Here is a 13112-nt window from a genome sequence, read left to right as displayed (position 1 = left end):
GTCTTGCCTATGTCTGGTGCGCTTCCCAGATTGACCATCTAGAGCCGCGCCGTCACAGGGTCAAGAAACCCGAGTTTCAAAGGAAGCCCATGCCCGAACTGATTTTCCCCGGTCCCGAAGGTCGTCTTGAGGGGCGCTATCACGCGCAACCGATCCCCGACGCCCCGATCGCCATCATCCTGCACCCGCATCCGCAATATGGCGGCACGATGAACAACCGGGTCGTCTACAACCTGCACTACGCGTTCCACCGCATGGGCTTCACCGTCATGCGGTTCAATTTCCGTGGCGTCGGCCGCAGCCAAGGCGAATTCGACCAGGGCATCGGCGAGCTGTCGGACGCGGCCGCGGCGCTGGATTACCTGCAGGCGATGAACCCGAACAGCAAGCATTGCTGGGTCGCGGGCTTCAGCTTTGGCGCGTGGATCGGCATGCAACTGCTGATGCGTCGCCCCGAGATCACCGGCTTCATCTCGGTCGCGCCGCCGGCGAACATGTATGACTTCAGCTTCCTCGCGCCGTGCCCTTCCTCGGGGCTGATCATTAACGGTTCGGCCGACCGCGTGGCTCCGCCCAAGGACACCAACACGCTGGTGAGCAAACTGCGCGAGCAGAAGGGCATCACCGTCACCCATGAGGAAATCGAAGGCGCGGACCACTTCTTCCGCGACGATGAGGTCCACATGAAGCCGATGATCGACAAGGTGCAGGGCTATGTCCGTCGCCGCCTGACGGAAAACACCCGCTGAACCCATCGCCCCGGCCCATCGCCGGGGCGTTCTTCTTTGCGGCTGGCCATGGTCCGCGCATGGCGCTAGGACCGGGGCGAAACGAAAAGGAGCCGCGCATGAGCGATCTGACCGCCCGTTTCAATTTCCTGAACGAAGCCGACCGGCTGAAATCCGTTGAGCGCGCCAATGTGCTGATGGACCTGTCCCGCGCCGAGAACAGCGCCGAACACAGCTGGCATGTCGCGCTTTTCGCCATGGCCTTTGGTGCCAGCGATCGCGCCATCGCGATGATCCTGCTGCACGATCTGGTCGAGGTCGATTGCGGCGACCACCCGATCCACCTTGCCCATGACATCGCCGCCGTCGAGGCCGCCGAACTGGCCGCTGCACAAAGGTTGTTCGGCATCCTGCCCGATGGCGCGGATCTGCTGGCGCTGTGGCAGGAATTCGAGGCCGCCGACACCCCTGACGCGCGTTTCGCCAAGCGCATGGATCACATTCAGCCGTTGTTTCAGGTGCTGCACGCGCCCGAGCCCCTGGCCGATCACCTTGCCATCGTCGCCGACAACATGACGACCGGTCGCGCCGCCCGGATGTGGCAGGAATGGCCCGAAGCGATGCAGGCCGCGCAGGCCATCCGCGAGGGCCGCCCGGTCGAAGGCGATCTGTCCGGCCAACTGGCCTTTCTGGCGGAAGCCGACCGATTGAAATCCGTCTATCGCGCCAGCACGCTTTGCGACGCCTCGCGCCGCGAAAACAGCGCCGAACACAGCTGGCATCTGGCGCTTTACGCGCTGGTCATGGCGGGCCATGCGGGTGAGGGCGTCGATATCGGTCGGGTCATCCGCATGCTGATCCTGCATGATCTGGTCGAGATCGATACCGGCGACGTACCGATCCATGCCCAGAACGGAGCGGCCCATCACGGCGCGGCGCAAATGGCGGCTGAGGATGCGGCGGCCGACCGCATTTTCGACCTGCTGCCGCCCGCGCAGGGGGCCGAGTTCCGCGCCCTCTGGACCGAGTTCGAGGCGAATGAGACCCCGGATGCGGTCTTTGCCAAGTCGCTCGATCGGGCCCAGCCGGTGATGCAGAACATCGCCTCGGGCGGGGGAAGCTGGGTCGAATATAACGTGACCTATGAACAGCTGGTGGAGCGGGTCGGTCTGCGCATCGAACGCGGTGCGCCGAGCCTGTGGCATTGGCTGAACGAAAGCTCGCGGGTCTATTTCGCGGGATGATCGCGGCTCGGTATGCAATCGCATACCAGCCTTTTCTTCGCCCGCTTTAGCCGCTATAGGGCGGGCAGCCGAATCCTAACCAAAGGGACCACCTATGTCGAAGATCAAGGTAGCGAACCCCGTCGTTGAACTCGACGGCGACGAGATGACCCGGATCATCTGGGATTTCATCAAGCAGAAGCTGATCCTGCCCTATCTGGACGTCGACCTGAAATATTACGATCTGGGCATCGAGGAGCGTGACCGCACCGAAGACCAGATCACCATCGATGCCGCCAATGCGATCAAGCAATATGGCGTCGGCGTGAAATGCGCGACCATCACCCCGGACGAGCAGCGTGTCGAGGAATTCGGCCTGAAGAAGATGTGGAAGTCGCCCAACGGCACCATCCGCAACATTCTGGGCGGCGTGATCTTCCGCGAGCCGATCATCTGCAAGAACGTGCCGCGTCTGGTTCCGCATTGGACCAAGCCGGTCATCGTCGGCCGCCACGCCTTCGGCGACCAGTACAAGGCCACCGATTTCCGTTTCCCCGGCAAGGGCAAGCTGACGATCAAGTTCGTCGGCGAAGACGGCGAGACCATCGAGCACGAGGTCTTCCAGGCGCCGTCCTCGGGCGTGGCCATGGCGATGTACAACCTCGACGAGTCGATCATCGACTTCGCCCGCGCCTCCATGAACTACGGCCTGCTGCGCGGCTTCCCGGTCTACCTGTCGACCAAGAACACCATCCTGAAAGCCTATGACGGCCGCTTCAAGGACCTGTTCCAGAAGGTCTATGAGGAAGAGTTCGAGGACAAGTTCAAGAAGGCCGGTATTCACTACGAACACCGCCTGATCGACGACATGGTGGCCTCGAACCTGAAATGGTCGGGCGGCTATGTCTGGGCCTGCAAGAACTACGACGGCGACGTGCAGTCGGACACCGTTGCGCAGGGCTTCGGCTCGCTGGGGCTGATGACCTCGGTGCTGATGACCCCCGATGGGCAAACCGTCGAGGCCGAGGCCGCGCATGGCACCGTGACGCGCCACTACCGCGAACACCAGAAGGGCAACCAGACCTCGACCAACTCGATCGCGTCGATCTTTGCCTGGACCGGTGGTCTGAAGCACCGCGCGAAACTCGACAGCAACGAAGCGCTGATGAACTTCGCCCAGACGCTGGAAAAGGTCACCGTGCAGGCGGTCGAAGATGGCCACATGACCAAGGACCTGGCGCTGCTGGTCGGGCCGGACCAGAAATGGCTGACCACCATGGGCTATCTGGAAAAGGTCGACGAATACCTGAACAAGGCGCTGGCTGGCTGAGCTGCCACGCTGGATTGACGAAGGGCCGGGGGTATTCCCCGGCCCTTTTCATATGCTCATCTGGCAGGCGTATCGCGTGTCGCGGCCTTGCTGTCGGGTATTTGTAAAACGGTGAATTTCCCGGGCCGCGCGCCTTGGAATGCGCGTTGCGACTTAACAGTCCGGCCAGAATGGAGTAAGGGGCGCGCAGGTCAAACCCGGAGTGCCCGCCATGAAAGCTGCCGTCATCACCTTCCCTGGTTCGAATTGCGACCGCGATCTTGCCGTTGCCCTGACGCAGGCGGGGGCCGAGGTGACGCGGGTCTGGCACAAGGATGTGGCGCTGCCCACGGGGACCGATCTGGTCGCGGTGCCGGGCGGTTTCTCCTTTGGTGACTATCTGCGCTGTGGCGCGATTGCGGCGCATTCGCCGATTGCCAATGCCATCCGCGAGCATGGTGCCAAGGGCGGCTATGTGCTGGGGATCTGCAATGGTTTCCAGATCCTGACCGAACTGGGCCTGCTGCCGGGCGCGCTGATGCGCAATGCCGGGCTGACCTTCCTGTGCCGTGAGGTCGAGTTGAAGGTTGCAACCGCTGCAAGCCCCTTCACCGCCGGTTATGCCAAGGGTGACAGCATCCGCGTTCCGGTCGCCCATCACGATGGCAACTATCAGATCGACGCCGAAGGACTGGCCGCGCTGAAGGACCAGGACCGCATCGCCTTTACCTATGCGCCGGGAATCAACGGCTCGGTTGAGGACATTGCCGGGGTGCTGTCCGAGAACCGTCGCGTGCTGGGCATGATGCCCCACCCCGAGCGTGCCGCCGAATCGGTTCACGGCGGAACCGATGGCGCAAGGGTTTTTGCATCCCTTGTGCAAGAGCTTGCCACCGTCTGACTTGAGTGCGTGACATTCGCGCACTAGATTGGCTTGTTCCCTGAGGGACAGGCCAGAGGCGCATGCAGGAAGACGATCTCAGTACCGCAATGACGGAAAGCAGCCGGGCAGCAATGACCAGCCGCTGGGGGCTGCGTGCCGTGATCGCTGCGCTGCTGGTGCTTGCCGTCGGCACGATCTGGTTCACCAACAGCTGGCTATCGGCCCGGTTTTCCGAAAACACCCGCGTGCGGACCGAGTTGCGATCCGCCTTGTATACCGGGAACCTGCTGTCGGAACTGCAGCGGACATCGGTCGTGCCGCAGTTGCTGGCGCGTGATCCGGCGTTGATTTCGGCCCTGACGGGGAATGATTTCTCGGGGACGTCGGCGCGGCTGATTTCCGCGCAGAAGGAAATCGGCGCGGCCTCGATCCGGTTGCTGGATGCCTCGGGGCGGACGGTGGGTTCGACCGACCGCAACCTGATCGGCACGAATTACGTGCAGGAACCCTTCTATGTCGAGGCGCTGCGGTCGAAGGACACGGTGTTCACCGTCGCGCCCTCGCCGCAGGGTGTCTATGAATTTGCCTATTCGCGGGCGGTGGTGGCCGACGGGCGGACGCTGGGCGTCGTCGTGGTCGGTGCCGATCTGACGCGGCTGGTGCGGTCATGGGCGGGGATTTCCGATGCCATCGCCGTCACCGACAGTTCGGGCCAGATCATCCTGTCGACCGAGCCGCGCTGGCGTGGGCTGACCTTGCCCGAGGCGCTGGCTGTGCGATCCGCCCCTTCGGCGATTGCACGGGCGTTTCAGGTGACGGCGGATTGGACCTCGGCCCCCGTTGACGCCTATGTGCAGGGCAAGGCGGTGATGCAGGCCGAGACCCGCATCCCCTTCCGCGGCTGGAAGATGATCGCCTTTACCACTTACGATTCCGTGCGTGAGCGGGTGAATGCTGTTCTGGCCATGGTCATCATGGGCTTTGCGATCCTGCTGGCGGCGGTGTTCTACCTGCTGTCGCGACGCGCGCGGGTGGAATCGGCAGCCTATATGCGCGAATCAGCCGATCTGCGGGCGCTGAACCTGCGCCTGACCCGCGAGATCGCCGAACGCGAGCGCGTCCAGCGCGAGTTGCGCGTGGCCGAGCAGACCGTGCAGCAATCCTCGAAGCTGGCCGCTCTGGGCGAGATGTCGGCAGGCGTCAGCCATGAGTTGAACCAGCCCCTTGCCGCGATGAAGACCTATCTGGCCGGGGCACGCCTGCTGCTGCAGCGTGGCCGCGGCGAGGAAGCGCTGTCCAGCTTCCAGCGCATCGACGATCTGGTCGAGCGCATGGGGGCGATCACGCGGCAGCTGAAATCCTATGCCCGCAAGGGCGGCGAGGCCTTTGAGCCCGTCGATCTGCGCGCCGCATTGTCCAGTGCGCTGGTGATGATGGAGCCGCAACTGCGCAACCGCACGATCAAGTTGCAGCGCAGCATTCCACGCTATCCGGTGATGGTTTACTGCGACCGCATCCGGCTGGAACAGGTCATCATCAACCTGCTGAGGAACGCCATCGACGCGATCAAGGCCGTGCGCGACCCCGCGATCGAGATCACGGTCAGCTCGGGCTCTCACGCATTCTTGTCCATCCGCGACAACGGTCCGGGCGTTTCCGATCTGGAAAAACTCTTCGAACCCTTCTTTACCACCAAGAAACCCGGAGAGGGGACCGGCCTGGGGCTGGCCATCTCGTCCGGGATCGCAGCTGATTTCGGCGGCCGCCTGACCGCGCATAATGCCGCGGACGAGGGTGGGCGAGGCGCCGTGTTCGAACTTGAACTGCCGCTTCACGATCCGGCCCGCAGGGTCGGAACGCAGCAGGCGGCAGAATGACGATGGAAAGGTGATGCGCCAATGAGCCGCACGATGAAGATTGCCGTGGTTGATGACGAACCGGATATGCGCGAGTCGATCCGGCAATGGCTGGCGCTTTCCGGCTTTGATACCGAGACCTTCGCCAGCGCCGATGATGCGCTGAAGGTCATCTCGGCGGATTGGCCGGGGGTGATCATCTCGGATATCCGCATGCCGGGGATGGACGGGATGGCGTTCCTGAAGCGGCTGATGGGGATCGATTCGGGCCTGCCGGTCATCATGATCACCGGTCATGGCGATGTGCCGATGGCGGTCGAGGCCATGCGGATCGGCGCGATGGACTTCATGGAGAAACCCTTCAACCCGGAACGCCTGACCGAACTGGTCAAGCGCGCGGGGCAGGCACGCCGCATGACGCTGGATAACCGCGCGCTCCGCCGCGACCTGTCCGAGGGCCAGCAGGTCATGTCCAAGCTGATCGGGGCCAGCCCGGTCATGGACCGTCTGCGCGAGGATATTCTTGATCTGGGGCAGGCCGATGGCCATGTGCTGATCGACGGCGAGACCGGGACCGGCAAGACCTTGGTCGCCCACGCCCTGCATGCCGTGGGGCCACGTGCCTCCAAGAAGTTCGTGCCGATCTCATGCGCCGCTTACAACGACGAAGTGCTGGCCGGGAAGCTGTTCGGCCCGGTCGAAAACGGTCTGCCCGCCGTCGAGGAGGCCCGTGGCGGGACGCTGTGCCTTGAGGATATCGAGGCGCTGTCCGATCCGCTGCAAGCCCGCCTGCTGGCGTTCATCGCCGAGCAGGGCGCACCTGCGGAAACCCGGATCATCGCGATTTCCAATGCCCGTGGCGAAGGCCGCAAGGCCGAGGATTCGCTGCGTCCCGACCTGTTCTATCGCCTGACCGCGCTCAAGATCACCCTGCCGCCACTGCGCTCGCGCGGCGAGGACATCCTGTCGCTGTTCACCCGGATGACCGAGCAGTTTAGCGAAGAATATGGCTGCGAGCCGCCGCAGGTCACCGCGCAGGAAGCTGCGCAACTGCTGCAGGCGCCCTGGCCGGGCAATGTGCGCCAGTTGATCAACGTCGCCGAACGCGCCGTGCTGCAGAACCGCCGCGGTTCGGGCTCGATCGCGTCGCTGCTGATGGCCGATGGTGAGGACAATCAGGAAGCCACCACGACCGAGGGCAAGCCGCTGAAGGAATATGTCGAAAGCTTCGAGAAGATGCTGATCGACAATACCATGCGCCGCCATAAGGGCAGCATCGCCGCCGTCATGGACGAACTGTGCCTGCCGCGTCGGACCCTGAACGAGAAGATGGCGAAATACGGCCTTAGCCGCGGGGACTACCTTTAAGACAGCGGACGGCCCCGCGCCTTTGTGCGGGGCCCTGCCGAGCGGGGGCGGGAATGGCCGCCCCGACGAGATGTTTTGAAAAACCCATTGTAACGGCGCGGCCTTCCCCGTTATCTTGCCCACAAGGGGCGGTCTTCCGCAATTTTAGGTTGCTTGCCCCCACCAGTTTCGCAGCGCGTCTGCCAGCCGCGACACCCGAAAAGTGCCGGCTCTGCCACGCGCGGAAAAATCGAGCCCATGCCCCGACGGGGCCTCTGGGCATCCGTGATCGCCGCCCGGACCGCTTGCATGTGGATCGGGCCAAGAAAGGTAAACAGACGCGATGGGTCGCGCTGAGCAGCTTGATCGACAACGGCGTAAGGGGTTTGCCCCTGACGCCGCGATTGCTGCTGTCTGCGCGGGGCATCGTGTCCTCTCATTGAACGGCCATCAGCCTGTGCCCCCTTTGCGCGCGGGCCTGCGGCCGTCCGAAAGTCGGAAACATGTCAAAGAAAATGCTGATCGACGCCACGCATGCCGAGGAGACTCGGGTTGTCGTGGTGGATGGAACCAAGGTCGAGGAGTTTGACTTCGAGACCGTCAACAAGCGGCAGCTTGCTGGCAATATCTACCTGGCCAAGGTAACGCGGGTCGAGCCCTCGCTGCAGGCCGCCTTTGTGGATTACGGCGGCAACCGCCACGGCTTCCTCGCCTTTGCCGAGATCCACCCGGACTATTACCAGATCCCCGCCGCCGACCGTAAGGCGCTGCTGGAGGAAGAACGTCAGGCCGCCGCCGCCGAAAGCGAAGAGGCCGACAAGCCCCGTCGTGGCTCGTCCTCGCGTCGCCGCAAATCCTCGAAGCCGGCTTCGGCCGATGCGGGGGACGTGGTCGTCTCGGAAGACATCGCCGGAATGGCCGTTGTCGATCCCTCCGAGGGCGATGAGGATGCATCCGGCCCGATCCTGACCACCGAGACGGCGCAATCCGCCCCGGTCGCCGAGGATGACAGCGCTGATGAAGCGCATGAGGAAGACGGCATCGAGTCGGTCGCCGAAGAGGACGTGACCGAGGAAATCCGCGCGCCCAAGCGTCCGCGTGCCCGCCGCTACAAGATTCAGGAAGTGATCAAGGTCCGGCAGATCATGCTGGTCCAGGTCGTCAAGGAGGAGCGTGGCAACAAGGGCGCGGCCCTGACCACCTACCTGTCGCTGGCCGGTCGCTACTGCGTGCTGATGCCCAACACCGCCCGCGGTGGCGGCATCTCGCGCAAGATCACCAACGCGGCCGACCGCAAGAAGCTGAAGGAAATCGCGGCGGATCTGGAGGTGCCGGAAGGCGCCGGCCTGATCATCCGCACCGCCGGCAGCCAGCGCACCCGGACCGAGATCCACCGCGACTACGAATATCTGATGCGGCTTTGGGAACAGATCCGCGAGCTGACCTTCAAATCGATTGCGCCCGCGCCGGTCTATGAGGAAGGCGACCTGATCAAGCGCACGATCCGCGACATCTACAGCAAGGAAATCGAGGAAGTTCTGGTCGAGGGCGAGCGCGGCTACCGCACCGCCAAGGACTTCATGAAGATGATCATGCCCTCGCATGGCAAGAACGTGAAGCATTACACCGATCAGATGCCGCTTTTCGCGCGCTTTCAGGTGGAAAGCTATCTTGGCGGTATGTTCAACCCGGTCGTTCAATTGCGCTCGGGCGGCTATATCGTCATCGGCGTGACCGAGGCGCTGGTCGCCATCGACGTGAACTCGGGCCGGGCCACCAAGGAAGGCTCGATCGAGGACACTGCGGTCAAGACCAACCTTGAGGCGGCCGAGGAAATTGCCCGCCAACTGCGCCTGCGCGACCTTGCCGGTCTGATCGTGATCGACTTCATCGACATGGAAGAGCGCAAGAACAACGCTGCCGTCGAGAAGCGCTTCAAGGATAAGCTGAAGACCGACCGCGCCCGCATTCAGGTCGGCCGCATCTCGGGCTTTGGCCTGATGGAGATGTCGCGTCAGCGTCTGCGTCCGGGCATGCTTGAATCGACCACGCAGCCCTGCGCCCATTGCCACGGCACCGGCCTGATCCGCTCGGATGACAGCCTTGCGCTGACCATCCTGCGCGCGATCGAGGAAGAGGGCACCCGCAAGCGTTCGCGCGAAGTGCTGGTCAAGGCCCCGGTCGCCGTCGCCAACTTCCTGATGAACGCCAAGCGCGAGCATATCGCCGGGATCGAGGCGCGTTACGGCATGTCCGTCCGCGTCGAGGCCGATCCCTCGCTGATCTCGCCCGATTACGCGATCGAGAAGTTCAAGACCGCCACGCGCAATGTCCCCGAGGTCGTGAGCCCGGTGGTCTCGGTCGATGCCAGCCTGATGGCGCAGATCGACGACGAGGATCTGGTCGAGGACGAAGTCGAGGACGAAGAAGAGGACCGCGCCGAAGAAGTGCAGACTGAGGCGCCGCGCGCCGAGACTGCCGAGCAGGGCGAGGGTTCGGGCAAGTCGCGCCGTCGTCGCCGTCGCCGTCGCCGCAATGGCAAGAACGGCGATGACGCCGCCCATGCCGAAGCTGCGGATGCCGATGATGCCGAAGATGATGGCGCTGACGAGGCCGGTGCCGAGGACGAGGCGGCTGAAGACGTCGCGGTGAACGAGGCTGTGGAAGTGGCCGAGGTTGCTCCGGTGGCCGAGGAAGGCAAGAAGCCGCGCCGCCGCAGCTCGCGCCGCCGTGGCGAGGATCGGGCCGAAGCCGCTCCGGCGGAAGCGGTTGTCGAACTGGCGGTTGCCGAGACGGTCGAGGTTGTCGCCGTGATCGAAGACGCTCCGGTGGAGACCATCACGACCGAGCCCGCAGTCGTCGAGACGCCTGCACCCCAGGTCGAGACTGTCACGGAAGAACCCGTCGTCGAAACGGCTGTCGAGGCTCCGGCGGTGATCGAAACCCCGATCCCGGTTCCGGCCCCGCAGCCCGAACCGGCCATGACCGCCGAGGACGACGCGCCGCGTCCGAAACGTCGCGGTTGGTGGTCAATCGGCTGAACCCACGGCCACATGACGCAAGTTTGAGAGGCGCGGGACTTTCCCGCGCCTTTCCATTCGCGCAATCTGCGCAGCATGTTGGGAATCGAACTTGCTGATGCCGCCTTCCTGCCTGCCGCGATGGTCGCGTTGCTGGCGGGTATCCTGTCCTTTCTGTCGCCTTGTGTGCTGCCGATCGTCCCGCCCTATCTGGCCTATATGACCGGTGTCGGCGTTGGCGGTCTGAAATCGGGCGAACGCAGCGCGATCCTGCCCGCGATCTTCTTTGTCATGGGCCTGTCCACGGTATTCCTGCTGATGGGACTGGCGGCCTCGGCTTTTGGCCGGATGTTCCTGCAATGGCAGGACTGGCTGGCGCGTGGGGCAGGGGTGACGGTCATCATCCTTGGCCTGCATTTCCTGCATGTGATCCGTATCCCGATCCTCGATACCGAGGCGCGGCTGGAAACCGGAGATCGCGGTGGCAGCACCTTTGGCGCCTATATCCTCGGCCTTGCCTTTGCCTTTGGCTGGACGCCCTGCATCGGGCCGCAGCTGGGAATGATTCTCTCGCTGGCCGCGACCGGGGGCGAAGCGGGCAGAGGGGCCTCGCTTCTGGCGATCTATGCGCTGGGGCTGGGGATTCCCTTCCTGCTGTCGGCCATCTTCATCAACCGCGCCATGGGGCTGATGAATCGGATCAAGCCGCATCTGAAGGTGATAGAGCGCATCATGGGCCTGTTGCTGGTGGTTGTGGGTGTGGCGCTGGTGACCGGTGCCTTCCCTGCCTTTGCCTATTGGTTGCTGGAAACCTTCCCCTTCCTGGCTTTGCTGGGCTAGCGTCGCCACCAATCAGAGGGGGTGGCATGCAGCTGGCGATGAACGCAGAAGAATTGAACGTGTTTCTGGACCGGGTCTTTCCGCAGGTGGCGGGGCAGATCCGGGTCGAGAGCGTGGATAAGGACATGCTGCTGTCGCGGCTGATCGTCGGTGACGCGCATCTGCGCCCCGGTGGCACGATCAGCGGGCCGGCGATGTTCGCGCTGGCCGATGCCTCGATCTATCTGGCGATCCTGTCCCGTATTGGCGAGGTGGCGCTGGCCGTGACTACGAATGCCTCGATCGACTTCATGCGCAAGCCCGCAGCCGGGCGCGATTTGCTGGCCGAATGCCGTATCCTGAAGCTGGGCCGGGTGCTGGCCGTCGCGGATGCGATGATCCGTTCCGAAGGGGACGATGCCATCGTGGCGCGTTGCTCGATGACCTATTCGATTCCGCCAAAAAGCCTGTAAAAGCGGGTGCTGCGTAGAGGTAAATAGATACCTATTTCGTAAACATATGATAATGCTTGCTTAATTCACGGTCAGCGCACTTGATTCAAAGCGCGCGATGGACGATACAGCGCCAATCTCGAATTACACCCCAAAAGGGACGACCGATGAAAACCTATACCGCGAAACCGGCGGAGATCGAGAAGAAGTGGATCCTGATCGACGCCGAGGGCGTTGTTCTGGGCCGTCTTGCCACGATCGTTGCCATGCGCCTGCGTGGCAAGCACAAGCCGACCTTCACTCCGCACATGGACATGGGCGACAACGTCATCATCATCAACGCCGACAAGGTGCAGATGACCGGCGACAAGCGCGATGCCAAGAAATACTACTGGCACACGGGCCATCCGGGCGGCATCAAGCACCGCACCGCGCGCCAAATCCTGGAAGGCGCTCACCCCGAGCGCGTCGTGACCAAAGCTGTTGAGCGCATGATCTCGCGCAACAAGCTGGGCAAGCAGCAGATGACCAATCTGCGCGTCTATGCTGGCGCCGAGCACCCGCACGAAGCTCAGCAGCCCGAAGTTCTGGACGTCAAGTCCATGAACGCCAAGAATACCCGGAGCGCATGATCATGGCTGAAGACATCAAAACCCTGGACGATCTGAAATCGGTCGCCACCGTGGCGGTTGCCGAAGCCCCCGTCCGTGAAGCTCAGCGCGATGCGCTGGGTCGTGCCTATGCCACCGGCAAGCGTAAAGACGCTGTCGCTCGCGTCTGGGTGAAACCGGGTTCGGGTAAAGTCGTCGTCAACGGCAAGGACATTGCGGTCTACTTCGCCCGTCCGGTGCTGCAGATGATCCTGCGCCAGCCCTTCGAGGTTGCCGGTGTTGACGGTCAGTACGACGTTTACGCCACCGTCGCTGGCGGCGGTCTTTCGGGTCAAGCCGGTGCGGTCAAGCACGGCATCTCGAAAGCTCTGCAGCTGCACGAGCCGTCGCTGCGCGCCGCTCTGAAAGCCGCTGGCTTCCTGACCCGCGACTCGCGTGTCGTCGAGCGTAAGAAATACGGCAAGGCAAAAGCCCGTCGTTCGTTCCAGTTCTCGAAGCGCTGATCCGGCACTTCTTGGAGCTCGGGAAACGCGGTCCTTTTGGGCCGCGTTTTTCATTTCGCGATCGGGTTTGGTCGCGAATCTGGGCGGATATGGCTTTGTGGGCTGCCTCCCGCAGCGGCATCCGGGATTTGGGATGCCCAATCCGATGACATAAAAATGACGAAAGATCATCAGCTTGGGAATTTTCTTTGGGTGACCTGCATTTTTCTGCTTGCAAGCCCCGAACGCAGCGCCTAAATACGCCTTCACCGAGCCGGCAGGGTGCTGGAGCGGTTCGGACGGATGGCCTTGATGGTTGTTTGTCTGGTAAAATCGGGAAGTTTGATGGCTTGTGCGGCGCCTGATGAGAAGATGGCGCGGT

General features: G+C 63.1%; 11 protein-coding genes. All 11 read left to right on the top strand.

Annotated elements, in window-relative coordinates:
* Positions 1-89: 89 nt before the first annotated feature.
* Positions 90-749, top strand: a complete 660-nt coding sequence (locus GL300_RS24470; protein ID WP_155042298.1) for an alpha/beta hydrolase — start codon at positions 90-92, stop codon at positions 747-749.
* A 98-nt stretch (positions 750-847) separates the two neighbouring features.
* Positions 848-1972 carry an HD domain-containing protein gene (locus GL300_RS24465; RefSeq protein ID WP_155042297.1) on the top strand — a complete coding sequence of 375 codons (1125 nt, stop codon included), beginning with the start codon at positions 848-850 and terminating at the stop codon, positions 1970-1972.
* A 94-nt stretch (positions 1973-2066) separates the two neighbouring features.
* Positions 2067-3281: an NADP-dependent isocitrate dehydrogenase gene (locus GL300_RS24460; protein WP_155042296.1), complete on the top strand. Its 1215-nt coding sequence runs from the start codon at positions 2067-2069 to the stop codon at positions 3279-3281.
* A gap of 211 nt (positions 3282-3492) precedes the next feature.
* Positions 3493-4161, top strand: a complete 669-nt coding sequence (purQ, locus tag GL300_RS24455) for a phosphoribosylformylglycinamidine synthase subunit PurQ (protein ID WP_155042295.1) — start codon at positions 3493-3495, stop codon at positions 4159-4161.
* A 113-nt stretch (positions 4162-4274) separates the two neighbouring features.
* Positions 4275-6020 (top strand): sensor histidine kinase, encoded by a 1746-nt coding sequence (locus GL300_RS24450; RefSeq protein WP_246195414.1) that lies wholly within the window; start codon positions 4275-4277, stop codon positions 6018-6020.
* Positions 6021-6041: 21 nt separating this feature from the next.
* Entirely contained in the window at positions 6042-7367 is a 1326-nt protein-coding gene (locus GL300_RS24445; RefSeq protein ID WP_155042293.1) for a sigma-54-dependent transcriptional regulator, read from the top strand.
* Positions 7368-7849: 482 nt separating this feature from the next.
* Positions 7850-10387, top strand: coding sequence for an Rne/Rng family ribonuclease (locus GL300_RS24440; RefSeq protein ID WP_155042292.1), 2538 nt, complete (start codon positions 7850-7852; stop codon positions 10385-10387).
* A 75-nt stretch (positions 10388-10462) separates the two neighbouring features.
* Positions 10463-11206 carry a cytochrome c biogenesis CcdA family protein gene (locus tag GL300_RS24435; RefSeq protein WP_155042291.1) on the top strand — a complete coding sequence of 248 codons (744 nt, stop codon included), beginning with the start codon at positions 10463-10465 and terminating at the stop codon, positions 11204-11206.
* A 26-nt stretch (positions 11207-11232) separates the two neighbouring features.
* Entirely contained in the window at positions 11233-11658 is a 426-nt protein-coding gene (locus GL300_RS24430; protein WP_155042290.1) for a PaaI family thioesterase, read from the top strand.
* Between the two features lie 146 nt (positions 11659-11804).
* Complete coding sequence (rplM, locus tag GL300_RS24425; protein WP_134681911.1) at positions 11805-12269, top strand: 50S ribosomal protein L13; 465 nt, start codon at positions 11805-11807, stop codon at positions 12267-12269.
* A 2-nt stretch (positions 12270-12271) separates the two neighbouring features.
* Positions 12272-12751, top strand: coding sequence for a 30S ribosomal protein S9 (gene rpsI, locus GL300_RS24420; protein WP_155042289.1), 480 nt, complete (start codon positions 12272-12274; stop codon positions 12749-12751).
* The last annotated feature ends 361 nt before the right edge of the window (positions 12752-13112 follow it).

The organism is Paracoccus litorisediminis (assembly GCF_009711205.1).
Taxonomy (GTDB): domain Bacteria; phylum Pseudomonadota; class Alphaproteobacteria; order Rhodobacterales; family Rhodobacteraceae; genus Paracoccus; species Paracoccus litorisediminis.
Note: the sequence above shows the minus strand (reverse complement) of the source record. Positions and strands in the feature narration are given on the sequence as shown.